At 34.3% G+C, this 25,218-nt stretch carries 21 protein-coding genes and 2 pseudogenes; 17 read left to right on the top strand and 6 right to left on the bottom strand.

Annotated elements, in window-relative coordinates:
* The first annotated feature begins 13 nt into the window (after positions 1 to 13).
* Entirely contained in the window at positions 14 to 394 is a 381-nt protein-coding gene (gene cdiI, locus Q9B79_RS20960; RefSeq protein ID WP_086389951.1) for a ribonuclease toxin immunity protein CdiI, read from the top strand.
* A gap of 201 nt (positions 395 to 595) precedes the next feature.
* Here cdiI and Q9B79_RS20955 read toward each other — a convergent pair.
* A pseudogene (locus Q9B79_RS20955) lies at positions 596 to 904 on the bottom strand (tyrosine-type recombinase/integrase); the annotation flags it as partial.
* Positions 905 to 929: 25 nt separating this feature from the next.
* On the opposite strand from Q9B79_RS20955, the gene Q9B79_RS20950 reads away from it, so the two are divergent.
* The 4 genes from Q9B79_RS20950 to Q9B79_RS20935 all read left to right on the top strand — a co-directional run bounded on the left by Q9B79_RS20950 (position 930) and on the right by Q9B79_RS20935 (position 3,423).
* Positions 930 to 1,289, top strand: coding sequence for an AHH domain-containing protein (locus tag Q9B79_RS20950; RefSeq protein WP_088121407.1), 360 nt, complete (start codon positions 930 to 932; stop codon positions 1,287 to 1,289).
* 34 nt (positions 1,290 to 1,323) lie between these two features.
* Positions 1,324 to 1,893: an imm11 family protein gene (locus Q9B79_RS20945; protein ID WP_306187263.1), complete on the top strand. Its 570-nt coding sequence runs from the start codon at positions 1,324 to 1,326 to the stop codon at positions 1,891 to 1,893.
* Positions 1,894 to 2,048: 155 nt separating this feature from the next.
* Positions 2,049 to 2,501, top strand: a complete 453-nt coding sequence (locus Q9B79_RS20940) for a YrhA family protein (RefSeq protein ID WP_306187261.1) — start codon at positions 2,049 to 2,051, stop codon at positions 2,499 to 2,501.
* Positions 2,502 to 2,772: 271 nt separating this feature from the next.
* Positions 2,773 to 3,423, top strand: a complete 651-nt coding sequence (locus Q9B79_RS20935) for a Yip1 family protein (protein WP_306187259.1) — start codon at positions 2,773 to 2,775, stop codon at positions 3,421 to 3,423.
* Between the two features lie 311 nt (positions 3,424 to 3,734).
* Here Q9B79_RS20935 and Q9B79_RS20930 read toward each other — a convergent pair.
* Positions 3,735 to 4,071, bottom strand: a pseudogene (locus tag Q9B79_RS20930) (hypothetical protein).
* 287 nt (positions 4,072 to 4,358) lie between these two features.
* Here Q9B79_RS20930 and Q9B79_RS20925 point away from each other — a divergent pair.
* From Q9B79_RS20925 to Q9B79_RS20905, 5 genes are all read left to right on the top strand, one after another.
* The gene (locus Q9B79_RS20925) at positions 4,359 to 5,948 is read left to right on the top strand and encodes an ABC transporter substrate-binding protein (RefSeq protein WP_306187257.1); all 1,590 of its coding nucleotides are present in this window, start codon (positions 4,359 to 4,361) and stop codon (positions 5,946 to 5,948) included.
* Between the two features lie 207 nt (positions 5,949 to 6,155).
* A complete protein-coding gene (locus Q9B79_RS20920; protein ID WP_048566940.1) occupies positions 6,156 to 7,106 on the top strand; it encodes an ABC transporter permease in 951 nt (316 codons plus the stop codon).
* A gap of 6 nt (positions 7,107 to 7,112) precedes the next feature.
* On the top strand, positions 7,113 to 7,964 hold the full coding sequence (locus Q9B79_RS20915; protein ID WP_306187253.1) for an ABC transporter permease: 852 nt from the start codon (positions 7,113 to 7,115) through the stop codon (positions 7,962 to 7,964).
* Positions 7,965 to 7,990: 26 nt separating this feature from the next.
* Positions 7,991 to 8,983, top strand: coding sequence for an ABC transporter ATP-binding protein (locus Q9B79_RS20910; protein WP_306187251.1), 993 nt, complete (start codon positions 7,991 to 7,993; stop codon positions 8,981 to 8,983).
* Positions 8,976 to 9,947 (top strand): ABC transporter ATP-binding protein, encoded by a 972-nt coding sequence (locus Q9B79_RS20905; protein ID WP_306187249.1) that lies wholly within the window; start codon positions 8,976 to 8,978, stop codon positions 9,945 to 9,947. Before Q9B79_RS20910 ends, Q9B79_RS20905 begins: the two co-directional genes overlap by 8 nt.
* A 71-nt stretch (positions 9,948 to 10,018) precedes the next feature.
* On the opposite strand, the gene Q9B79_RS20900 is transcribed toward Q9B79_RS20905, so the two are convergent.
* The 4 genes from Q9B79_RS20900 to Q9B79_RS20885 form a co-directional block, all read right to left on the bottom strand.
* Positions 10,019 to 10,558: a hypothetical protein gene (locus Q9B79_RS20900; RefSeq protein WP_306187247.1), complete on the bottom strand. Its 540-nt coding sequence runs from the start codon at positions 10,556 to 10,558 to the stop codon at positions 10,019 to 10,021.
* A 47-nt stretch (positions 10,559 to 10,605) separates the two neighbouring features.
* The gene (locus Q9B79_RS20895; RefSeq protein ID WP_001045661.1) at positions 10,606 to 10,848 is read right to left on the bottom strand and encodes a hypothetical protein; all 243 of its coding nucleotides are present in this window, start codon (positions 10,846 to 10,848) and stop codon (positions 10,606 to 10,608) included.
* Positions 10,849 to 10,938: 90 nt separating this feature from the next.
* Complete coding sequence (locus tag Q9B79_RS20890; protein ID WP_000084805.1) at positions 10,939 to 11,394, bottom strand: hypothetical protein; 456 nt, start codon at positions 11,392 to 11,394, stop codon at positions 10,939 to 10,941.
* 571 nt (positions 11,395 to 11,965) lie between these two features.
* Positions 11,966 to 13,288 carry an MFS transporter gene (locus Q9B79_RS20885; RefSeq protein WP_306187243.1) on the bottom strand — a complete coding sequence of 441 codons (1,323 nt, stop codon included), beginning with the start codon at positions 13,286 to 13,288 and terminating at the stop codon, positions 11,966 to 11,968.
* A gap of 225 nt (positions 13,289 to 13,513) precedes the next feature.
* On the opposite strand from Q9B79_RS20885, the gene Q9B79_RS20880 reads away from it, so the two are divergent.
* The 7 genes from Q9B79_RS20880 (at position 13,514) to Q9B79_RS20850 (ending at position 25,218) form a co-directional block, all read left to right on the top strand.
* A complete protein-coding gene (locus Q9B79_RS20880; RefSeq protein WP_306187240.1) occupies positions 13,514 to 15,103 on the top strand; it encodes an ATP-binding protein in 1,590 nt (529 codons plus the stop codon).
* A 19-nt stretch (positions 15,104 to 15,122) separates the two neighbouring features.
* Positions 15,123 to 15,800, top strand: coding sequence for a response regulator (locus tag Q9B79_RS20875; protein WP_306187238.1), 678 nt, complete (start codon positions 15,123 to 15,125; stop codon positions 15,798 to 15,800).
* Positions 15,797 to 16,777 carry a tripartite tricarboxylate transporter substrate binding protein gene (locus Q9B79_RS20870; RefSeq protein ID WP_306187235.1) on the top strand — a complete coding sequence of 327 codons (981 nt, stop codon included), beginning with the start codon at positions 15,797 to 15,799 and terminating at the stop codon, positions 16,775 to 16,777. Before Q9B79_RS20875 ends, Q9B79_RS20870 begins: the two co-directional genes overlap by 4 nt.
* A gap of 258 nt (positions 16,778 to 17,035) precedes the next feature.
* A complete protein-coding gene (locus tag Q9B79_RS20865) occupies positions 17,036 to 18,865 on the top strand; it encodes a DNA cytosine methyltransferase (protein WP_306187233.1) in 1,830 nt (609 codons plus the stop codon).
* Between the two features lie 1,181 nt (positions 18,866 to 20,046).
* Entirely contained in the window at positions 20,047 to 21,519 is a 1,473-nt protein-coding gene (locus Q9B79_RS20860; RefSeq protein ID WP_270707697.1) for an ATP-binding protein, read from the top strand.
* The gene (locus Q9B79_RS20855) at positions 21,512 to 24,211 is read left to right on the top strand and encodes a Z1 domain-containing protein (RefSeq protein ID WP_270707699.1); all 2,700 of its coding nucleotides are present in this window, start codon (positions 21,512 to 21,514) and stop codon (positions 24,209 to 24,211) included. The genes Q9B79_RS20860 and Q9B79_RS20855 overlap by 8 nt, the downstream gene beginning before the upstream one ends.
* The gene (locus Q9B79_RS20850; RefSeq protein ID WP_270707703.1) at positions 24,208 to 25,218 is read left to right on the top strand and encodes a PD-(D/E)XK motif protein; all 1,011 of its coding nucleotides are present in this window, start codon (positions 24,208 to 24,210) and stop codon (positions 25,216 to 25,218) included. Before Q9B79_RS20855 ends, Q9B79_RS20850 begins: the two co-directional genes overlap by 4 nt.

The following is a 25,218-nucleotide window of genomic DNA, read 5'->3' as shown; positions in this document are numbered from 1 at the left end:
AGGAGAGATATGTATGCAAAGAGAATTTAGATTAAAAGATGAGGATTTACTAGATTTAACTCATTTCCCTATACAAGCAGTGTTTAATATGGTAGATGATGAAAGATTTTTAAAGGTAATCAATTCAGTTTGTGAAGGAGTAGGATTTGGAGAGGAATATGGCGCATGTACTTTTCCAGGAGATTTGGATGAGTATGATATTGCCAATGGAGATTCATTTGAAGGTGTAGAATTTGCATTATACAGTGGTGATGAGGTAATAATTGATTATCAAACACTTTATCATTATTTAAAAAAAATGTGTGAGGATTATTCAAAAAAGTATCCAAACACAATTAAGAGATTAGAAGACAGTCTTAACAAATTTATTGAATTATACAATATTAATAGGTAGAGACTATTTATAACTTACCCAAAATCATTATAAAAGGGTTACCGCCACATTGCCATCAAGCTAAAATTTTATTGTACCCCCAGAACGAGATTTTGTGCTAATTGGTCACAAAAAAGCTAGTTTTTTGGTTTTTAATATTTTAATTAGAAAAAGAAGACTACTATTTGCTTTTTAATAGGTTGATATATATTTTAAAAGAAATTAAAGGAGAAATGTATCAAGGATATCATCCTTTTCTTCTTTATTGATACCAATGTATTTAAGTGTAATTTGTGGTGTGCTGTGATTCGAAATTTCTTGTAACATGGCTACATCTTTTGTTTGTTTATAGAACCAATAACCGAAGGTTTTGCGCATGGTATGAGTACCAATAGATTCTACATCGGCAAAATCTCCGGCTTTTTGCAATTGTCGATAAGCCTGGATTTTACTAATGGGTTGCTCCCCTTTTCGAGAAGGGAATAACCAGGTACTTTCTAGTGTTTGGGCATAAGAGTATACTTCATTAAAACCTGATTCGTATACAACATCTAAAATATTACGTGAAGAACTTAAGGATGCAGGGATTGAACCACCCCCATATTCTAATGCAGCACATCACCTAACACCTTGGAATGATAAAAGGGCTATTGAAGCACAAGAATTATTAAAAGAATTTGGAATACACCATGATTCTGCTGCTAATGGAGTATTTTTACCGTATAAAGTAAATGAATATGTGACTACTGAAGTGTTACATATAGGTAACCATGGTACGGATTATATGAAAGAGGTAACTAAGGTACTAAAAGAAGTTAAAGAATATGGTGGTACTCAAGCAGACGCTGTTGCAGCTTTACATGACATAAGAACACGTTTATTAGATGGCAGCTTAAAATTAAATAGCCCGAAATAATTTATGAATAGATTAAATATAAAGGAGAAGGAAAATGAAAATTTGGGAATTGAAGAGCTCATCTAATAACTATGAGTCTTTCCAACTATTAAATTATAAAAAGGATAAGAAATATTTTGAAGGAAAATTCAACTCCACTACAATTTTACTAGATTCATGGGGAGAAATATTTATTGAATGTCTAGAAGAAGGAAATCATAGTGATTTTCCTTATTTTTTTGGGGAAACTGGTGCACCAATGGTTAGTGAACAAGCGAAAAAATTATTAGAACCTTTAATAGGTGCTAACGTTGAGTTTCTTCCACTTATTAACAATACAACAGGTGAAGTATATTATGTAGTTCATGTTTTAAATGTATTAGATGCAATTGATAGTGATAAAGCAATTTTTAAAAAACTAATTACAGGTTTAATAATAGGGTGTGAAAAATTTGCATTTACTCCTAATGTTATTCAAAATGAAGTGATTTTTAAAGTATATGTAAATAAAAGGATTCATCCTACTGCTGTTTTTGTGTCTGACGAATTTAGAAATGTAGTTTTAGAGAGTGATTTAAAAGGTTTTGAATTTGTAGAGGTATGGGATTCAGAGGCAAATATGTAAAAGAAAGTCCTAAAATAACTGATAGAAGTTGAAGCAATGGTTTACATTAACTAGACACTTACAAGATGGAGATAGTGCAGATATAACTTGGTCTATACCCAAATATAATACCTATCCTAAAGGAGAATAAATACTCTTAGAAAGAAGTTTTTTATATGTGGAAAAATTTGATTTTAGAAATTGAAAAAATAGAGAAAAGTTTTAATGATAAACTGAATACACCAGCAACAGATAGTGAAGTTCAGAAATTAAGAGAACGCATGAAAGAGAGTTTTAATGTTGACCTACCGAGTGAATATGAGGAGTTTGTTAAAACTGTAAATGGATTAGATTTTAACGGGCTAGTACTTTATGGAGTTGACTCTTATTTGTTAGATACAGAAAGGGACGAATCAATTTGCGGGCTTATAGAAACCAATGAGATTTGGTATGAAAATGAATTTCAAAAAGAGTATCTTTTCCTTGGAGATTCAAATATAGCATGGTTTTGTAAAAACATATCTGAAGGTACTTATTTAGAACTTGATAAACCATCTGGTACGGTAATGAACACATATAATGATTTTAATACAATGCTTGAGGAAGCGTTAAAAATAACCCTTCTTTAATAGGATGATAAAATTATAACTGTTTATCCAATGTATTAAAGAATGTGAGGTACTCAAAAATGAAAGTAACTACTCAGCCCATAGTTAAAAATGCAAGGCAATATAGAGGGAATTGCTAAGAAGCACTATCCCTAAATTCTAGATGAAATTAAATGATTGAATATTTACATTTAAATAACCGACTATTTATGCTTTAATATTTATATGTACATAACTGGGATAATTGGGAAATTATATTTAATATGTTTTAAGAAAGGGGAATGTTTTTTATATGGAAAATCCAGAAAATCAATTTAAACGTGCACTTAATCCTTGGTTCTCCATTTGGACAAAACCACGTGATACAATGAAAGAAATTTTTATATCCAAACCTAAGAATGTGTTTTTACTCATTTTATTAGGCTCATTCGTGCAGACTTTAGATCGAGCATCTTCTAAAAATATGGCGGATTCAATAAGTAGTCCAGTTTCAATAATCTCAATGGTTATATTCGGTACCTTCGTTGCTTTCTTAATTTATTATTTTTTGCTACCAGCGTTATTTAATTGGGTGGCAAAAAAACTTGGTGGACAAGGTACATTTGAAAAAACACGTTACTCAGTTGCCTATTCTTATATCCCTTACGTTTATTCTCTTATATTAGTTTGGGTGCCTTCATTTTTCTTATTTGGGATAGAAAACTTTACGAGTGAGACACCGAAAATGGAGAGTAGCATAACTTTAACGATTTTGTTTCTTATTTTTTCCATAATCGATATAGTTATTGGAATTTGGACAATTATTATTTCCTTAAAATGTTTAGGAGAAGCACACCAATTTTCAGCATGGAAAGCATTATTAACAATAATAATATCCTTTATGATTATCATTCTTCCTTTGATAATAATAGTATTTCTTATAGTAGGGGTTACAATCTTTTAATCATTGATTTGCCTCTTATTTATCCAAATGTTTTCTACGCGCTGTTAGTAATTGTTACAGGGTGAACAACCATATGATTCGGATATTCCACTTGGCGAAGCGTATGACCTATATGATCAAATTAATCGCCCGTTTTACGGCCTGTTTTGCCTATTATCAGTGTTAACAGGAATTTGTGAAGGCAAACTTAAAAATCAAATATTAAACTATTAAAACCTTAAGGGAGCTAAGTAGATTGTCTTTGTTCGTCTCTTATTTTCCAATCGGAGAATAAGGGATGAATTTTTATGAAGGAGTAAATGCAGCCTTTGTTACCATTCCCGCCATTCCTCTGTTATATCTTCCTCAGATTCTAAGCCAGCTATTCGTGCTCCTGCATCGATAAATTCATAGAGAGCTTCTCTTTCCATTGTTTCGATAAAGTAGTCATAGTCGTCATTTAGTTCATTTATTTGAATAATGAGCTCTTTAACAACTTGCATGACTTCGGCTTGTGTCGGATTCTCTCCTGATTTCTGTAAATTTTTAATGTACGTGTCAAGAACAGTATTTGTTGCGCTTATATTTTCTTCAGTGAAAAACTCCCCATCTTCATCATTCTCAACCCATGCGGTTGTTGGTTTGTTTTTTCAATTCATCAAATGTCATGATAACCTCCTGAAAATGTTTTTTTATCTTTAATCCTATTCTACATTTTCAATCCTATATAACAATCAATTAATAGAACTTTTTTGTAGGCTGCTAGTTTTTTAACTTATTTTGCTCTTCGCATCAATATAGCTTATAGCAAGAATGCATGAATAGATTTCAAACTTTCTACCTTTACGAAAAAGTTTGACTTTATATACGGGTAGTGGTAATTTAAAACTTATAAGAAAACTCGGGATTAATTCCGAGTTTTCTTATGGGTATAACTAGTTCGAGGGGGCCGAAAGATGAAACGGAAATTATTTGCATTACCATTTGTCCTAATACTACTTATTGCATTAGCGGCTTGTTCTGGGGAGAAAGATTCTTCGAAGCAAGCAGGCACTAGTAAATCAGGGACTCCGAAAGATGGAGGAACGTTAACGATTGGTGTTAGCGATAACCCGGATACGATGAATCCGCTTTATGCGAATGATCGCGTGTCGTTAACGATACAACAAGCTTTATATGCACCGCTGTATCATATGGAAGACGGTAAGAAAAAGTTTGTTCTTGCTGAGAGTTTTACGCCTTCAGAGGATCAATTAACATGGACTTTAAAATTAAAGGATAATTTGAAATGGCATGACGGTAAGAAAATTACATCAGACGATATTGCATTTACATTCCAGTCTATTTTAGATGAGAAGCAAAATAGTTCAAGCCGTGAAAACTTTATTTTTAAAGGGAAACCGCTTGAGGTGAAAAAAGTGGATGAGTTAACAACTCAATTCGTATTACCACAAGTAAGTGCATCTTTCGAAGGTGTGATGAATGATTTCTTCCCAATTCCAAAGCATGTATTTGAAGGGGAAGCAGATTTAGCGAAGAGTAAGAAAAACTTACAGCCTGTAGGATCAGGGCCGTTTAAGTTTAAAGAATATAAATCAGATGAGTACGTTGCATTAGATCGATTCGATGATTATGTAGGTGGTAAAGCGAAGTTAGACTCTATCGTATACCGCGTTGTAAAAGACCGTAATACAGCAAATGTTTCGCTGCAAAATGGTCAAATCAACATGAAGATGATTGAGCCGCAAGACTTTAAGAAATTAGATAGCACTGGGAACTTCTCAATGGTGACATTCCCTGAAGGTAGATTATTCTACTTATCTTATAACCAAAATACAGATCTTATGAAGAAAAAAGAAGTGCGCCAAGCAATCGCGCATGCGTTAGATAAGAAAGAAATGATTAACTCAGCATTCGTTTCGAGTCAATTTGCAGAACCAGCAAATTCAATCTTAACGCCAGATGCTATGTATTATGCAAAAGACATTAAAGATTATAAGTATGATAAAAAAGAAGCGAAAGATTTATTAGCAAAAGCTGGCGTAAAAGATAAAGAAAAAGTACGCGTTATGTATGTAACGAATAATAAAATTATGGAAAGCTTAGCGCTTTATACACAACAAAAATTACAAGAAGTTGGCTTAGAAGTTGAACTGAATGCATTAGATGCTAGTGCAGCAAGTGAAAAAGGCTTAGATAAAGAGAATAAAGAATATGATATTACATTCGGTGGTTACATAATGGGACCTGAGCCAGATTCATATAAGAGCTTATTCTTAAGTAATGCTGAATACAATTATGCACGCTATAAAAACGCTGATTTCGATAAGTTATGGGAAGAAGCTGCAGTTGAAACAGATAAAACGAAACGCGCAGAACTATACCATAAAATTCAAGAGACAGCGAGAGAAGACTTACCTTATCTACCAATTGCATATCCGAAAGCAGTTATTGCAGTAGATAAAAAGTTTGATGGATTGAAAGAAGCAAAAGCAATTCCAGTTACAATGTTTGAAGATTTATCTAAGATTTATGAAGTGAAATAAGAAACTGTAAAGAAGCTGGTGGAAATCAGCTTCTTTATCCCGCTTTAACGGGCAGTAAGGCTCCCACCTCAAAATTTGACGAATGCGAGGAAGTAGGGGGAGAGATCAACTGCCCGTAAAAGCCCGATTGGTTCAACTAATAATAAGTGGGGGATGGACAGAACCCCCACTTATTAAAGTTTCACTTTATCTTGAGGGGGGAAGTTTGTGTATAAAGTAATTGGGAAGAGGCTTTTAAATGCAATTCCGCTTTTATTTGTTATTTCTATTATTTCTTTTCTATTAATAAAACTAGCACCGGGCGATCCTGTTCGAAACTTTGTCACGCCGAATATGAGTCCAATTGATGTTGAGCGTATTCGCACAAGTTTAGGACTCGATCAACCCATTTATATGCAGTATATTTTATGGTTGAAAAATATTTTAACAGGGAACTTTGGTTACTCACTTCAAAACCATCGTCCTGTTTTAGACCTTATTGTAGAAAGGTTACCTGCAACAATCGGCTTAATGGGATCGTCTTTACTCGTCTCATTTGTAATCGCAATACCACTAGGACTACTTACAGGTGTGAAAAAGAATTCCATCTTTGATCGCATTGTGAACTTTATTTCTTATGTGGGAATTTCAATGCCAGTCTTTTGGTTCGCCTTACTATTAATTTACTTATTCTCTTTAAAGCTGAACCTTCTTCCAAGTATGGGTATGCGTACAGTCGGTCAAGATTCCTTCTTGGATATTGTCCAGCACGGCATTTTACCTTGTATGGTGCTTGCGTTCCAAAACGTCTCTGTTTATATGAGATATATTCGTTCCAGTACAATTCAGCAATTAGAGGAAGATTACGTACAAATTCAATATGCGTACGGTGCTTCGAAGAAAACAGTTTTATTTAATCACGTACTTCGAAACGTATTAATACCGATCATTACGATTTTCGGATTATCTATTCCAAGTTTAGTAGGCGGAGCATTTATTACGGAAACAGTATTCTCATGGCCGGGTCTTGGTTCACTTGGGGTAAATGCTATTTTTAGATTTGATTATCCGATTATCATGGCAATTACATTACTATCATCATTCATGTTAATTCTCGGTAACTTAATTGCTGATATTTTATATGGCGTAGTAGATCCGCGCATTCGAATGAGGGGGTGATTTGGAATGAATAATAGGAGATTTCAAACGATAAAAAGTAGTTTTACGAAAAATAAGTTTGTACTAATGGGAGTTATTATACTTACGGTTTTAACGGTCGCATCGATTTTCGCATTTGTATCACCATACGATCCTAGTAAAATGTCGATTCCAGATCGCTTACAAGAACCTAGTATGAGCCATCCTTTCGGAACGGATGATTACGGAAGAGATTACTTAACGAGAGCGTTATATGGTGGACGCGTTTCCCTTGCGGTTGGTTTCCTTGCGATGGTTGTATCTGTTACAATCGGTACCGCAGTTGGGACGATTAGCGGATATTTTGGCGGAAAGTTAGACAACTTCTTAATGCGAGTTGTTGAAGTGCTTATGTCAATTCCATCATTCTTCTTAATGTTACTATTAAATGCTTATTTAAAACCAGGAATTACAACGTTAGTTCTTATTATCGGATTACTAACATGGATGGACACCGCTCGTATCGTAAGGGCAGAGACTTTATCTGTAAAAGAGCGTGAGTACGTTTTATATGCAAAAGTGTCAGGACAAAAATCACTCACGATTATTGTAAGACATATCATTCCTAACATTTTATCAACCATTATTATCGCTGCGACATTAACGATTGCGACATCAATTTTAATGGAATCATCACTTAGCTTCTTAGGTTTAGGTATTAGAGAACCAGATTCTTCTTGGGGCAGCATGCTGAACAATGCGCAAGGGTATATCGGTGAAGCTTGGTATTTAACACTCTTCCCGGGATTCCTTATCCTTTTAACGGTACTTAGTTTTAACGTAATTGGTGAAGCATTGAAGAAAGTTTTCGCGCCAAAAGGAGCTGGAAATGAAAACTAAAGTGTTAAGTGAGAGGAGTGAGGAACGTGTCTGAAAAACTACTAGAAGTGAAAAATTTAAAGACTTCTTTTTTCATAGAAAGTGGAGAGGTTGAAGCGGTTCGTGGCGTTACATTTCATTTAAATAAAGGAGAAGTAGTTGGTATTGTTGGTGAGTCTGGTAGCGGAAAGAGTGTTATGGCAAAATCTGTTATGTCGCTCGTTGCGTCACCAGGGAAAGTGAAAGAAGGAGAGATTCTTTTTCATAATGAAAACATACTTTCTAAATCTGAAAAAGAATTGCGGGCTATTAGAGGGAATCAAATTTCACTGATCTCCCAAGATCCAATGTCGGCGCTAAATCCAGTCGTGAAAATTGGGAAGCAAATGACAGAAGTAATTATACGGCATCAAAAAGTAAAAAAGAAAGAAGCAGAGCAGATAGCGGTCAATTTGTTAAAACAAGTCGGTCTTTCGTCACCAGAAGAAAGGGTAAAACAATATCCGCATGAACTAAGCGGCGGTATGAAGCAGCGGGTTATGATTGCGATGGCGATGTCTTGTAATCCAGACCTTCTCATTGCGGATGAACCGACGACAGCGCTTGATGTAACGATACAAGCGCAAATACTAGATTTAATGAAAAACTTAAAAAACGAAACGAATATGGCGTTACTTCTTATTACGCATGACTTAGGAATAGTGGCGCAAAACTGTACGCGCGTCATCGTTATGTACGGCGGGCTTATTATGGAAGAAGGACCTGTACTTGATATTTTCCAATCGCCGAATCATCCATATACGAAAGGGCTATTAAACTCTCTGCCGAAAATATCGAACGGCGTAAAAGAGAGACTCGCGCCAATTCAAGGTGTAACGCCAAACTTATTAAACCCGCCACAAGGTTGCCCATTCGCTGAGCGCTGCCCGCATGCGATGGACATTTGTGAAAAAGAACGTCCGCCATATTTTGAAGTCGGAAACGAAAGACGTTCTATGTGCTGGTTAAACGATAAGACAGTAGGTGAATCACATGCATGAAGAAAACTTAATTGAAGTTCGGAACTTAAAAAAATACTTTCCTATTAAAAAGGGACTATTCGGCAGAAAAACGGAACAATTAAAAGCAGTCGATGACTTAAGCTTCACAATTAAAAAGGGTGAAACATTCGGATTAGTAGGAGAATCGGGCTGCGGAAAATCAACGACAGGAAGAAGCATCATTCGTTTACACGACGTCACTTCAGGTAACGTTTTATTCGACGGAAAAGACATCGCAAGTTTAAAGGAAAGTGAACTAAAAGAATATAGAAAACGAATGCAAATCATTTTCCAAGATCCATACGCATCATTAAATCCGTCGATGAATGTATTCCAAATTATTAGCGAGCCAATGAACATTCACGGATCTTATGAAAAAGAAGAACAAAAAGAAATCATTCTAGACCTCCTCAAAAAAGTAGGACTAAAAGAAGAACACCTATATCGCTACCCGCACGAATTTAGTGGAGGCCAGCGTCAGCGCATCAGCATCGCGCGTGCACTATCTGTAAAACCAGATTTTATTTTATGTGACGAACCAATCTCAGCACTAGATGTCTCAGTCCAAGCACAAGTCGTAAACATGCTGCAAGATATTCAAGAAGAAACAGGTGTCACATACTTATTCATCGCACATGACCTATCTATGGTAAGACACATATCAGATAGAATCGGAGTCATGTACTTAGGAAACATAGTAGAAATTGCCAACAGCGAAGACCTATACACAAAACCGGCACATCCATACACACAAGCACTACTCTCATCCATGCCAGAACCAGATCCAACAAACATAGGCAAGGAACGGATTATTCTAGAGGGAGAAGTACCAAGCCCACTACACTCACCATCCGGCTGCAAATTCAGAACGCGCTGTAAATTCGCGACCGAAAAATGCGCGCAGGAAGTACCGAAGATGGTGGAGATTGCGAAGGGGCATGAGGTGGCTTGTCATTTGTTTTAGAGTGGGGGAAGCATCGGGGGGATCCGGTGCTTTTTTGTTTATATAGATAATATTAAGGATAGTTTTACAATTTACTTGAAAAATAACTTCCCCTTATAAGTTTCTATATAGATGCGCCCGTCGTCTTCTTCTTTTATTTCGCTATCAAAATGTTTTATCCAATCAACAATGCCTCGATCACTTTTTGTGACATTTTCTCTTACATATAGATATGAATGAATTGATTTATAAAATGTATAGTTAGTTAAAAGCCTTTGACCAAGAGAAATAGGAGTATCTGAATTTGGAGTCTCCTGAATTATATATGGAGATGGGAGAATGTTATTACTGTTAACATATACATAATATTTGGACTGATTAATGGCCCATTTTAGCCATATGATTTGAACTATTATTATAACTATGGTTACAATTTTTTGTGTTTTTTTTAAACTTCGTCCTGGAAAAGAGTAGTAGATGAAAATCGGAATAGCAAATAAACCAACCCAAGCTACCCATTTGTCTATTGGTGTACCATTTATCCAGAGGATAAATCCTAAAGCTTTTGTAAATAAAAATAAACAAACAAGACTGGTGAAAATTATTGATAAATAGTATGTTTTATTTTTCATGATTTTCTCTCCAAAATATATGTTCATAAAACGAGTATAAGAGTATTTTAAAAAGTGTATATCATATAGATGTAGAGTACAAAATAGTAACTTAAATTAAATAGGGCAAGCATAACGCGTTGGTAAGTTTTACTGGCTCCAGCTGAAAATAAAACGCCTATAAGTGGTGCAAATAATCCAATCTTCCAAAATATATTTGCTGAGCCACCTATTTCTAATGTATCTTCATTTACTATAGTTAAGAGAGCGTAAGGTACACAAGCTAAAGATAATATAGCCCACTTGTTCAAAGTGTCACCCCCCTTTCGTTGTTTTAATATAAATAGTAGGAAAAAGTTTTTATGATTTGGAAGTGTATCCTATATATTTGGAATATTAGGCTATAATAAGTTATTATTTGTGCTGTTCATATATCCACCCATTTTTTCCGTTTCGAAATCATATTCCAATGTTTTAGTTTCATATTCAAATTTCATTACTATTGAAACCTTAGTATTATCTTTCCATGAAATTTCATAAAGGTCTGAACTATTAACAATATTAAAATTAGCCACCCTTATTTTTGTTTTCTCTACAAGTTTGTTTTTTTCTTTAAAGTAAATTTTTATGTATTTATCATCGAAGAGATGTCCATATGAAATCCCTGTAATTTCTATGTGATTTGCTTGGTTAGTTGACGTATTTTTTACAAGAGGTTTTTCGATTTCTTGAAAAAACAGCCAATAAATAGGATATAGAATAAGTATAAAAATGATACTCATACCTAATAAAAATTTTAATATGCAACCGCCAAAATCGTGGTCTGCTATTTTATCATTACTTAGCCATTGGCTCATATTAGTTTCACCACTCAACTTTAGTATAATTAGATAGAAAACCTCTAAATGATTTAAAGTATCACCTTGTTTAACCACTTACTAAGAATAGAATGTTAACTATATTTATAAATTATTATCTTCATTTTGGAAATAATTTTTACACTTCAATTGGTTTAATTTACCACAAAGTGAAACGAACCGCCAGTGTTTTTGAATGATATCTATATGTATAAATATATGTAAATGGTAGACAGGCTTCAAGTTTTAGTGCAAAACAATAGCTCAAGTATTCTACGGCATTTCAAGGCTTTAAATGAGAGAATACTTGAGCTTGGTGAATCTTATAAAGTAGGTATTCATTTTTCTTAAGTTGATACACATGAGATGTTACCTCTATAATCTTCTTTTTTTCGTTTCATAATGATTTATTATAAATAATACATGTCATAATCAAAAAAGAAGAAAAGTAAATTTGAATATGTTTTCTGTTATAAAGTTTAAAAACCTCTACATATAAGTAGAGGTTTTTAAGTTGCACATTAATGAATTATACTTTTTCAGATAAACGAAGATCATAGAATACATAATTTTAACTAGATTTATTATTAGCTAGTTTATCCCCACCACCAAGCTCCGCCTCAATCTGCGAAGTCTTCGATGACTCAGCCATACGCCAATACGTAATAAAGCTTATCGCGATACATCCAGCTACGTAGAAGTAGAATAGTGATTCCATACCGATACTTTTTAGCCACAATGCGATGAACTCGGCTGTTCCGCCAAATATCGCAACGGTTAGTGCATATGGCAAACCTACGCCAAGTGCGCGAATTTCAGTTGGGAAGAGTTCTGCTTTTACAATTGCGTTAATTGATGTGTAACCAGTCACGATAATGAGGCCGACCATCATGAGTAAGAATGCTACGATTGGTTCTGTCGTTTTTTCCATAAAGAAGAAGATTGGTGCTGTTAGTAATGTTCCGAGAATACCGAAAGTCATTAATAGTGGGCGGCGTCCGATTTTATCGGATAATAGTCCCGCAATTGGTTGAAGCACGACGAATATAAGTAGTGCGACAAAGTTAATCCAGCTTACAACTTCTTTCGGAAGACCGACTGTGTTTACCATGAACTTTTGTAAATATGTTGTGTACGTATAGAAGGCGACAGTGCCTCCGAGTGTTAGGCCGACTACTGTTAATACTGCTTTAGGATGTTTCATAAGCGCGCGAACAGTTCCTGCACTTTCGCGTTTTTGTGATTTTATGTTTGCAAATTGCTCCGATTCATCCATCGTGCGGCGAAGCCATAATACAGCTACTGCACCCATTGCTCCAATAATGAATGGAATACGCCATCCCCAAGCTTTCATATCTGGTTCGCTTAGTAATTGCTGAAGAACAATTTGAACGCCTAACGCAACCATTTGTCCAGCAACGAGCGTTACATATTGGAAGCTTGAATAAAAACCACGGCGACCACTACTAGCCATTTCAGATAAATATGTTGCGGAAGTTCCGTACTCTCCGCCAAGTGATAATCCTTGCAGTAAACGGGCAAGAACTAAAATAATTGGTGCCATAATACCGATGCTTTCGTAACTAGGTGTACAGGCGATAATGAAAGAACCACCGGCCATAACCGTAATGGAAAGCGTTAATGCTGCTCGGCGTCCGTGCCGATCTGCATAACGTCCCATTAATAAACTTCCGATAGGGCGCATTAAAAATCCAACTGCAAAAATAGCTGCTGTGTTCAGTAACTGACTCGTTGGATCTCCTTTAGGAAAGAACTCTGCTGAAAAATAAACAGCAAAAGCAGAGTAAACGTACCAGTCGTACCATTCAATTAAATTGCCGACAGAACCTTTGAAAATATTACCGGCAACTCGGTTTGATTTTGCTTGAGCCACACTAATTCCTCCCCTTGCTTATAAATAAAATAATAATTATGAAAGCGTGTTCATTATAGTTGAATTGTACTGTCTTCGAAGTAAAATCTCAATATTATGACAATTTTATTCTTTTTGTACTTTATGTACATGGAGAGTTTTAATAGTTGCTTCATTATTCGTTTTGTCATAATAATAGAAAAAGGAGATTGATAGTTTTGAATATTTTATCAAAGGATATGGAGTATGAAGAAATCACGCAAAGTGTCATTACAAACGAAAATAGTAGGCTTAATTATGGCGTTAATTTTATTTGTCGTTCTCCTATTAGCGGGGATATTTGTTTACATTCAGTCCGTTGATACGAAGCACCAAGTGGAGCAGCTAGCGCTGCAAACGGCGAAGTCGCTCTCTTTTATGCCAGCTATAAAAGAAGCTTTTCAAAATAACGAGCATAAAAGTACAATCCAATCCATTGCGGAACAAGTTCGAGAGCAAGCTGGTGCAGATTATGTCATTATAGAAGATCGCTTTGGGGTGATGTATTCCCATTCTAATTCGGAGTTAATTGGCACAAAGAGTAACAATCCATATAACTATGAAGCACTCACTTTTGGTGGCTATTATACACTCGAAGGAAATGGTGTAAGTGGTCCGGCTTTAATGGCTAAGGCACCTATTATTGTTCATAACGGTAACTACGACCAAGTAGTAGGCGTTGTGACAGTGGAGTTTCTAATAAAAGGCATTGAATCTAACATATTGAGCAGAACGAAAGAAATTATCCTCTTTTCCTTAGCTGTATTAGTAGCTGGAATTGTTGGTGGCATTCTTTTAGCTCGTAGTATTCGTAAAGATACACTCGGTTTAGAGCCGAATGAAATTGCAGCGCTATACCGGGAAAGAAGTGCGATACTACTATCTATAAAAGAAGGGATTATCGCTATCGATCAAAACGGTTTTATTACGATGATGAATACGTCGGCAGAAGAGATGCTGCATGTAAATGATGATTATATGCAGCAGCACATTTCAAAAGTTTTACCAAATTTTAATATGGAAAGAGTGCTAGAAAACGATCAAGAAATCGCGTTTCAAGATAAAGTGTTTATTTTAAACATGACGCCGATACTCGAAAATAACAGTACGGTAGGCGTTGTATGTAGTTTTAGAGATAAAACAGAACTGCAAAACCTTGTGAACACAATATCTGAGGTAAGAAAGTATTCTGAGGACTTACGCGCTCAAACACATGAATTTACAAATAAGCTGTTCGTCTTATCAGGATTACTTCAGTTAGGACATTACAAAGAAGCGATTGAATTTATCCAGCAAGAATCTAATATTCATCAAAGCCAAAACCATATTTTATTTCATCAAATTCATGATGCAAAAGTACAAGCTATTTTATTAGGAAAACTCGGGACAGCATCTGAAAAGAAAATTGATTTTCATATTGAAGGAGATAGTGCGCTTCATCCGTTACCAGACCATATAAAGGTTTCGCATCTTATTACGATTCTTGGAAACATAATCGATAATGCATTTGATGCGGTGAGTGAGCAAGAGGAGAAGAATGTTTCCTTCTTTGTTACGGATATTGGACACGATATTGTGTTTGAAGTGATAGATAGTGGAGCTGGGATACCGGCAGAAAAAATAACGACCATTTTTCAAAAAGGATTTTCAACGAAAGGAAACAATCGTGGTTACGGACTAGCAAACGTGAAAGAAATGGTAGATCTACTAGAAGGAACGATTGAAATTCAAAACGAGAAAAATGGGGGAGCTATTTTTACAATTTACCTTCCGAAAACATTGAGAGAAAGTACATAACAAACAGGGGGATGGGCATATGTTGAAGGTTGCAATTGCAGAAGATGATTTCCGCGTCGCACAAATTCAGGAAGAGTTTTTATCAAAAATAAAGGACGTAAAAGTGATTGGAAAAGCATTGAATGCGAAAGAAACGATGGAACTACTACAAAGGGAAGAAATCGATTTGCTTCTATTAGATAACTATTTACCAGATGGAATTGGTACAGACTTATTGCCGAAAATCCATGCTGACTTTCCAAACGTTGACGTCATTATGGTTACTGCGGCAAATGAAAACCATATGTTAGAAAAAGCAATTCGAAATGGTGTAAGTAACTACCTTATAAAACCAGTCACGTTAGAAAAATTTGTTCGTACGATTGAAGACTATAAAAGAAAGAAGCAATTATTACATAGTAACAATGAAGTAAATCAAGCATTAATCGATAACTTCTTCGGCATTTCGCAAACACAAGACATAAAAAACTTACCGACAGGTGTGGATCCGTTAACGCTGCAAAAAGTGAAAGGGATTATAAAAGGATTCGAAGAGGGCATTACAATAGAAGAAATGGGAGAACAAATGGGTGCCTCCAGAACAACCGCAAGAAGATACTTAGAATATTTAGTAGCGATAAACGACTGCACAGTAGAGTACACATACGGTATTATCGGACGACCAGAACGAAAATACCGAATAGGACGAGGATTATGAAAAAGCGATTATTACTATATATATGGATCATGACAGGAGTAATAGCTGGTTGTTCTGTAGAAAAAACGCACACGAATAAAGTGAACATCGACAAAGTTGAAATCGTTGCGCCAAACGTTCAAGGAGCAGGGTGGGACTTAACAGCACGAGCGATGCAAAAAACGCTCACAGAAGAAAAAATCTTCACAAAACCAATCACAGTCACAAACAAAGTAGGTGGCAGCGGTGACGTCGGATGGAAATATACGAAACAAAAAGGCGGTCACGTACTGGCGATTAACTCAAGCTTACTCATAACGAACAACCTACTAGGCCACAGTAAACTAACATATAAAGACTTCACGCCGCTCGCAACTCTCGCATCGGACTGGGAAGTCGTTGTCGTATCAAAAGACTCGAATATAGAAAATGCAAATGAACTAATGGAACAACTAAAACAAAACAAGAAAAACTTCAAAATCGGCGTTGCCCCTGGCCTAGGAAACGACGATCACCTATCCTTCGTACAAGTAAGCAAAGCATTCGGCATAAACCCAGCCGAACTACAATTCTTCGTCTACGAAAACAAAGAAAAAATCATAAACGCCCTAACGAACAAACAAATAGGCGCCGCAACCATGACCCTATCCGAAGCCGAAAAACAATACAAAGCCGGCAAAATAAAAATACTAGCCGTATCCGCACCAAAACGACTAGACCGACTACCAGAAATCCCAACATGGAAAGAACAAGGAATCGACGTTGTATTCCAGCACTGGAAAGGAATTATGGGCCCAAAAGATATGACGGAGGAAGAGGTTGCTTATTGGGAAAGTGTGATTAAGAGGATGGTGGAGAGTGATAGTTGGAAGGGGATTTTGAGGGAGCGGGGTTGGGAGAGTTTTTATAAGGGGAGTGGGGAGAGTAGGGGGTTTTTGGAGGAGAAAGTAAGGGATATGAAAGGGGAGGGAGGGCTGAAAAATGTGGGGGATACTTAATATGTTTTTAGATATGGGGAATTACGTTTGGTAATTAATATTATATATGTAAATTTGATTATACTTATTTAGCTTTCAAGTATTTTTAAAAGGAGTCTTATCATGGTATGATATTTACTTATTGTAAACATAATAACCGAATTGTATTCGTACATAATATAAGACGTTTTTTGAGCTGATATTTTTAAAAAATTCCTTCCAGTTATTGATTTTTACACCCATTGGATGGTATGCTGCTGTATAGAAGGAAAAAGTAGAATGTATGTTCTTGAGAGGTATGAATGTAAAGTGATAAATAATATAGATGGAAATTTAGAAAAAAAGTATAAAATAATTGATTTATTCGCAGGTGCTGGCGGGTTAAGTAATGGTTTTGAGCAAACAGGAAGATTTGAAATAGTTGGAGCTGTGGAAATTAATAAGGAAGCCGTTGAAACTTATATATGTAATCACCAAAATAATAAAGAGATAATAATAAAACCAAAAAATAGTGAAATAAGTGATATAAGTAGCATTGATTTTCATGAGTTTATGATGCAAAAAGGAATTGATCCATCAGAAACAGTAGTAATTGGTGGACCACCCTGCCAAGGTTTTTCGAATGCCAATAGACAAAAAAATTATTTGATTTCAGGGAATAATCAGCTTGTAAAAGAATATGCACGTGCTATAGATACGGTTAGACCAGTGGCTTTTTTAATGGAAAACGTTAAAACAATGAGTTCTCCTACACATAAGTTTTTCGTTACAGAATATGTAGAAAATTCAATTTATATGTATAGTTCTGAACAACATTTAAGTGATATAAGCGGTGAAGAAGATCCTTTTTGGCAAGAAGATGAATTAATTCTACTCGAAACTGATAGAGTAGAATATGGAAATTTACTTAATCGAATTTTAAATGTTACATGTGTGCAACCATTTATTACAAGTGAAATGGAACTTTCAAGAATTAGAAGTGTAGTCCGCAAATTGAAGAAGAAAAAACTTTATAATCCAATTGGCCCTAAAGAGAAGAAAGAACTAAAAGGGATTCAAAAAATTATAAAATCCCTTTCTGAATATAAGTTCGGTGAATTAGAAGATGAAGAACATCTGGTGAATATGGTTAATGAAACTGTCGAGTCATTTAAGAAACTGACTCAAGGTAATAATAGAAGTAATGAAGAAACATTAGCGAGTTTACAGGGATTTGTTGAGATTAATCAACTATTAAGATATTTGAGAGAACTAGAAGAAGAGCGTATTGTAAAATTAGGAGATCCACTCGTATTAGTTGATCAAACATTAAAGGTTATTGTTAAAGTAAAGTCATATAATATCGTTGTTTATTTAGAAAAGTTTTTTAAGCATTTAGGGTATAAAGTAGAGAAAGGGACAGTTCATTCAAATGATTATTTTGTTCCGCAAAAACGTCAAAGATTTATGATTTTAGGAATAAAATCAAGTGCTACACAGTATAAGGAAATTAAATTTCCTGAGAGATATACTCAAATAGATTTTACTGTGAGAGATGCAATTGGTGATCTAGAAAGTATTACTCCTGCTAAAAGCACTGAATCCCATAAGATTGACTATAATATTGAACTGAATAAAACTGTAATGCAACATTATTATCGTTCAGATATGAACGATAATGTAATTTATAATCATATAAATACAGACAGTGAGCCATTAAGTCAGCAACGTTTTGAAGAGATAAAGAGAACAGACGGGAAAAACTTCCATAGCCTCTCATCTGAGCTTAAGGACGTGTCATATACCGATGCATCTAGAACTCAAAATACGGTATATTTGAGATTAAATTATGATATTCCGTCACCAACAGTTATTAATGTGCGAAAGTCAATGTGGCAACATCCGACGAAAGCTATGGCATTAAGTATAAGGGAAGCAGCTAGATTGCAATCTTTTAAGGATAATTATATCTTCAAAGGTTCTAAAGATAGGCAATATCAGCAAATCGGTAATGCAGTGCCACCATTAATGGCTAGGGCAATAGCAGAGAAAATGTTGTCTTACTTAGAGGTAGAGCCTAAACAATATTTAAAAGATGAATTTGAAGTAAGAAGAAACAGTGAATTATAAAAATAACCTGCACCCTCTGTAAAGGTTATTTTTATAAAGTTAGGCAACCTCAAGAAGATGATTTCTGTATTCGACAGGAGTCATCTTTTTTAAATTCTGCTAATATCGATAGGGATTGTTTTCGTAGGGCTTTTAATTTCTGGTTGCAAATGGAAAAGACGTACAAGCTTTTATATATGCTTCATTTTTAAAATACCCGAAAAAAGATTTTTGAGAGCATTGTTCCAAAAGGCTCCTTGTATTGACATGGAATGCTCCAATTTTAATTTTTAACTAATTATTGATAGGTAAGACTTGTGTAATGAGTACTTTGATATGAATGAATATGGGGTATCTTTATAATGGAATCTTACTTAAATTGATTGGATACTACGCTTCGTGATTTTCATCACTTTTTTATAGGAATTCACTTGACGAATCGGACAGATAATACCATAATTTTATGACTCTACGTATCAGTTATTTTTAAGGAGGCAAATAAAAATAACTATAGTATCTCGAACGTGATACACTAGTGAATCTACATAAATAACAGACCATACTTCGTACGTTATATTTTGTGATAACAAAACGAATCAATATATATTTTTGAATAGGTGGCAAAGGTAGTTTTTTATTATCCTCTCTTCCATAAGTTTACTCTTTCTTTTATAACTCATGTTCAGCTTTTAGTAGTTTTTACTCCATGCATATTTTTCTTCTAACGTAAGCGACCTCTCTAGGTCTCTTCTAGAGTTTTCTTTACACACATCATATAAACCCACTATAAAATTCCCCTTATAAATACCAAGCCATTTATTTCTTGATGACTCCACATGTTGTATGCCAATCACATCTATGTCAAAACTAAATTTTTTTAAAAATATTTTGAGAGTACTTCCCTTTTCGTTTTCTTCAATAAAGATAAGCTTGAATTTATCTATATAAGTAATTCTTTTCTGAATGACAGATTTTACGAATAGATTTTTAATAGTGTTTGAGCTTCTTTTTTGTAACAGTTTTTTTGTCGCTTTAAAATTTGTTCCCTCTTCATGTTTCTTTTGTTATTTAAGAAAACTATATAAAGTGCCTTTTAAGTACAACTACTCTTTTTCGTTTCGGGATTTACAAATAATGTAACAGTCCAGAGGTATTCTGTTATAATCTTTATAGAGAACTTAAAAAGAATGGGGTGTGTTTAAATGGAAACAATTTTAACTCAACCTTCAGCAACACCTCTTATGCAGGCATTACGATCGATTGGGTATAATTCTAAAACTGCAATCGCAGATCTAATAGATAATAGCATAGATGCTAAAGCGACATTTATTGATATGAGTTTTCAATTTAAAGAATCTGATGGGATGATCGTTATAAAGGATAATGGAGAGGGAATGAGTGAGGATGAGCTTCAAATTGCTATGACTCTAGGTTCAAAAGATCCCAGAGAAAAAAGGAAAGTAAAAGAGCTAGGTAGGTTTGGGATGGGGCTAAAGACAGCTGCCTTTTCACTTGGAAAGCGTTTAAGTGTATTGACAAAACAAAATAATCAATATGTAGAACGTTGTTGGGATCTGGATTACGTATCCCGATGTAATGAATGGAGATTATTTAAAGAGATACCAGCTAAAGTGAAAGAAGCATTAGATAATATAGAAGGGGAAAGTGGTACAATAGTCTGCATTGATAAGCTAGATCGTTTTATGGGATATGGTTCTAAGAAAGTAATTAAGGATTCTAGTTTTTTTCGAAAAGTAAGAAATATTAAAGAGCATTTGGAATTAACCTTTCATTTGTTATTAAATGAAGGATTAAAAATAAGGATGAATGGTTATGAAATAGAACCTTGGGATCCATTTTTGTTAGATAACCCCAAAACATTAGAAGGGGAAAAACAATTGTTTAGAATTCATTACCATAAAATGATTGTTTCCCCATTCATATTACCACATTCCTCGAATTTTAATGAATTAGAATATAAGAATGCAGGCGGGATAAAAGGATGGAGAGACCAACAGGGATTTTATGTGTATCGTGAAAAGAGATTGTTATATTTTGGAGGGTGGCTCGGTATGTTCTCGAAAGATGCTGCGTCTCAATTAACAAGAATTAGAATTGATTTGGAAAACATAGCTGATGAAGATTGGCAAGTAGATGTTAAGAAGTCGAATATTTCAATTCCAGAAGATGCGAAGATTATATTACAGAGAATAGCTGATAGGTATCGTCAAATTTCTCGTGAAATATTTTATTTTAGGACAAAATCTAGTTATACAGGTGGGAAAATAAAAGGTAGTTTAAATACATGGGAGCGAATTGAAAATGATGAAGGTGCTTCATTTAGGCTCAATCGTACACACCCTATTTTATGTGGAATTTTAAATGAAGTAGATGAAAATACCGCGAGATTATTGAATGTATATCTAAAATCTATTGAGATGGGGTCACCAAATAATATAATTGATGTTCCAAAAGTTACAGAGGATGTTGTTCAGTGTGTAGATGAAGTTATGAAACGGATGGTAGTAGAATTTGCAAATATATATTTAGAAACTAAACTAGCTAGTAATTTGGATCAGCTAATTAATATTTTTATGACTCAACCAGGCTTTGAAAATTTAAATTATGAGACATTGAAGTATATAATTGAGGAGGAAAAAATATTTTATGTATAATGAGGCTAAACAACTGTTTGAGGACACTTTTAAAAGTAATTATTTAACATTTATTGCGAAATATTCAGAACAGGAAAAGGCAGCGGAGTTTGCATTAAAGTTGGCAGTATACGCTATTAAGAGTATTTATAATATTAATGACCAAGAATCTATAGATGATTGGTCTCTTGAGATGTACGTAAAGCATGGAATTAATATTGAATTAGAAAAGCCTTCTATTATGCGTAACGATGAACCTTCATCTTGGTTCGATAAAAATGAATTAACAAGTTCTTTTTTTTGGAATCGTTATAAACATTATTTGCTGAATATAAAATCATGGCCAGTAGAATCAATACAGTCAATTGATGATACGACAAATGAAATTTTAAAATCACTTGGGGATCCTAAGAGCTTAGAACCGTTTGATAGAAGAGGGTTAGTATTAGGCTATGTTCAATCAGGGAAGACAGCGAATTTTACTGGGTTAATAAATAAAGCATATGATTTGGGTTATAAACTAATTATTGTTTTATCAGGCATGCATAATGATTTAAGAAGCCAGACGCAAATTAGATTAGAAGAGGAAGTTATTGGATCTGTCCTTGATGAAAATGGAAATCCTAAAGGGGTTGCACAGATTCGTCAAAATGATAGTGGCCATATTATTTCAACGTGGACGACACAGGAAAAAGATATTTCATCTAATTCAGTTGGGAAAGTGACTCATATAAATCGTCCAACATTACTGGTAGTAAAGAAAAATAAAACCATTTTAGAAACCTTACGAGAACAATTGATTTATCACCAGACATTGTATGATTTAGATATTCCAGTGCTAATAGTTGACGATGAGGCAGATCAAGCTTCTATTGACACATCGGATCCAGATAAAAAGGAAGATCCCAAAACAATCAATAAGTTAATACGTCAAATTCTTGAGTTGTTTGAACGCAAAGCTTATGTTGGCTACACAGCAACACCGTTTGCTAATCTTTTAATTAATGTAGAAGCAGAGACGTTAGAAGAAGGAAAAGATTTATACCCAAAAGATTTTTTAGTAGGTTTGTCTAAACCTAAGGGATATTGTGGTCCAGAGGAATTTTTTAATGTATTTGAGGATGCTGATTATAGACGTCCTAGTCATATCAGATTCCTCCATCAAGATGAAATAAAAATGTTCGATAGTATTAAGAAGAAAACTCATGGTAATAAGTTCGAAGAAGTTCCGGATTCAATGATAAAAGCGATTTTGTCCTTTCTTATTACAATATCGGTCCGTAATTTACGGGGACAAAGAAACAGTCATAATTCCATGTTAATTCACACAACAAGATTTACCGATGTGCAAAGAACTATTAAAAACGAAATTGAAAAGCAATTTGACAATATAAAGAACCAAATTTTGTTTAATCAGGATAGTAAAATTGTTAAAAGTTTAAAACGATTATATGAAAATGACTTTATAAAAACCACTAAAGAATGGTCTGAAGAAATAGAAGTATTTAAATGGCCTAATGTATATAGAGAAGTAAAAAAAGTCATTCATGACATCCAAATAATGGAGATAAATGGGAAAAGTGAAGATACCTTATCTTATTATAAATATAAACGAGAAGGATTAAATGTTATTGCTGTAGGTGGAGACAAACTTTCCCGAGGTCTAACGCTAGAAGGATTAAGTATTACGTATTATTATCGTAATACATTAATGTACGATACGTTAATGCAGATGGGGCGCTGGTTTGGATATCGTAAAGGATATATGGATCTGTGTCGTATTTATACATCTAGTACAATTGCGGAATATTTTGAGCACCTTGCTGAAGCAATGGTAGAGCTTAGACAAGAATTTGATAAATTAGCTCGACTATCGGTAACACCAAAGCAATATGCAATAAAAATGCTAAGTCATCCGAAAATGTCACTAACTAGTCCTTTAAAAATGAAAAACGCAATATCTACTGGATTTAATTATCATGGGAAATTGCAACAAACAAGGTTGTTCGATATAGATAAGGATTTTTATGTAAATAATATGAGGGCGACTGAAAAACTAATAAATAAAATAGTACATAAGGTTGACCTTATTGGTGATGCAAAAACTAAATATCATATGGCTAAAAATGTGGATGTCACTCTTATTATTGATTACTTAAGAGAATATCGTACAAGCGAAAAAGCAACGTCGGTTATTTCGACACAAATAATTGATTATATTCAAAGGGCAAATCAGCATGGAGAATTAATTAATTGGAATGTTGCAATAGTTGATGGAGATGAAAACCAAAAGAATAATATGGGAGTATTCCCAGTCGTCTTTGGAGATGTGAAGATTAATAATGCTGTTATTCGTGGTACAGATGCATTTAAAAAATATGGTCATAGACAAATCGATAAAGTAGACATTGGAGCAATAGTTGCTGGGAAAGAAGAATTTATTGATCTAGGTATTGAAGATAGAAAATCTATTATAGATAAAAATCAACTTCGGATGAAACGTAAAAAGGAAACTGGATTGTTACTTGTTTATCCGTTACATCCTAAGGTCGAAGTGTTTGATAGATTAGGCATCGAGTTTAGTAGTAATCTAGTACCGATCGGGATCGGAATATCTTTTTCTGGTGATGAGGAAAATTCAACATTTAATAAAAGAGAAATTCGCAAAAAAAACAAAACCGTTTCAGAAATAATATTAGGAGGTCAGTCGTGATTAAGGTGAAATCAGAGTTCGAGAAAATGATAAAAGATATTGAGAGTCAATTGGTTCGAGACGTATACAAATTGAAGTTAATCTCAACATCAGCACCATATCTGTTAATTGGTATTGATACCCTTAATATGCACAGACAACTATATATCGATTTGGGAAAACAGCAATGGGAAGAGGAGCAAATACGCTCCCTCCCGATTTGGCGAGGCCTCTCGATAAAATTTGAATACTTCGAACGTATAGGACCTTTGAAAGACCATTATTTTATAATACTAAATCAAGAATCTGAAGAAAGTCTCGAAATATTTGAGGCAGTTTTGCAAAGTCTTATTGATCATATTACATATATGGAACAAAATGATAATTTATTTGGAGTGATATATCGAGTTTTGGACCAATGGCGTAGTTTTTTTTCTAAAGGAGGGTATAAGCGTCTTAATGATGAAAAGCAACAGGGGCTTTTTGGAGAACTTTATTATATTCAAAAATGGATGCAACATTTTCCTAATCAACCTCCTTTATTAATTGAAGACTGGGAAGGGCCAACAAGCGGGAGAGTTGATTTTAGGAGTTCTAGATGTGGTGTTGAAATTAAAACGTGTTCTGAAAAGTTACGTAAAGAAATTAAAATCTCCAATGAGAAACAGTTAAAACTAACAAATACAGTCAGGGATTTATATTTATACGTATGCTTTATAGAAATTAATCAAACGGTAGGGAAAACTTTGCAAGGAATTGTTGACGAAATACGAGAAGCTTTATTGGGAAGTTCACAGAGGTTGTTTTTAAAATTTAATGATTTATTACTAGAAATGGGATTCAAAGATGATGAATATACGGATAAACTTTTCTTTGTACATGAAGAAAAAACATATCATGTCATAGATGATTTTCCTAGGATTTCCGATGAGTTATTACCAATAGGAATATCCCATGTTAGTTATTATATTGATTTAACTCACTGTAATGAATTTGAATGTTCTTCAGATAAGGTGTTTAATTTATAA

It is taken from the genome of Bacillus sp. MHSD_36, assembly GCF_030757775.1.
Lineage (GTDB): Bacteria > Bacillota > Bacilli > Bacillales > Bacillaceae_G > Bacillus_A.
The sequence above is the reverse complement of the archived record's forward strand: the minus strand, read 5'-3'. Positions and strand labels throughout refer to the sequence as shown.

What these genes read in the sequence shown, in the direction of transcription:
- cdiI (WP_086389951.1), top strand. Translation starts at nt 14, where the DNA reads ATGCAAAGAGAATTTAGATTAAAAGATGAGGATTTACTAGATTTAACT.
- Q9B79_RS20945 (WP_306187263.1), top strand. Translation starts at nt 1,324, where the DNA reads ATGAAAATTTGGGAATTGAAGAGCTCATCTAATAACTATGAGTCTTTC.
- Q9B79_RS20940 (WP_306187261.1), top strand. Translation starts at nt 2,049, where the DNA reads ATGTGGAAAAATTTGATTTTAGAAATTGAAAAAATAGAGAAAAGTTTT.
- Q9B79_RS20935 (WP_306187259.1), top strand. Translation starts at nt 2,773, where the DNA reads ATGGAAAATCCAGAAAATCAATTTAAACGTGCACTTAATCCTTGGTTC.
- Q9B79_RS20925 (WP_306187257.1), top strand. Translation starts at nt 4,359, where the DNA reads ATGAAACGGAAATTATTTGCATTACCATTTGTCCTAATACTACTTATT.
- Q9B79_RS20915 (WP_306187253.1), top strand. Translation starts at nt 7,113, where the DNA reads ATGAATAATAGGAGATTTCAAACGATAAAAAGTAGTTTTACGAAAAAT.
- Q9B79_RS20905 (WP_306187249.1), top strand. Translation starts at nt 8,976, where the DNA reads ATGCATGAAGAAAACTTAATTGAAGTTCGGAACTTAAAAAAATACTTT.
- Q9B79_RS20900 (WP_306187247.1), bottom strand. Translation starts at nt 10,558, where the DNA reads ATGAAAAATAAAACATACTATTTATCAATAATTTTCACCAGTCTTGTT.
- Q9B79_RS20890 (WP_000084805.1), bottom strand. Translation starts at nt 11,394, where the DNA reads ATGAGCCAATGGCTAAGTAATGATAAAATAGCAGACCACGATTTTGGC.
- Q9B79_RS20880 (WP_306187240.1), top strand. Translation starts at nt 13,514, where the DNA reads ATGAAGAAATCACGCAAAGTGTCATTACAAACGAAAATAGTAGGCTTA.
- Q9B79_RS20875 (WP_306187238.1), top strand. Translation starts at nt 15,123, where the DNA reads ATGTTGAAGGTTGCAATTGCAGAAGATGATTTCCGCGTCGCACAAATT.
- Q9B79_RS20870 (WP_306187235.1), top strand. Translation starts at nt 15,797, where the DNA reads ATGAAAAAGCGATTATTACTATATATATGGATCATGACAGGAGTAATA.
- Q9B79_RS20865 (WP_306187233.1), top strand. Translation starts at nt 17,036, where the DNA reads ATGTATGTTCTTGAGAGGTATGAATGTAAAGTGATAAATAATATAGAT.
- Q9B79_RS20860 (WP_270707697.1), top strand. Translation starts at nt 20,047, where the DNA reads ATGGAAACAATTTTAACTCAACCTTCAGCAACACCTCTTATGCAGGCA.
- Q9B79_RS20855 (WP_270707699.1), top strand. Translation starts at nt 21,512, where the DNA reads ATGTATAATGAGGCTAAACAACTGTTTGAGGACACTTTTAAAAGTAAT.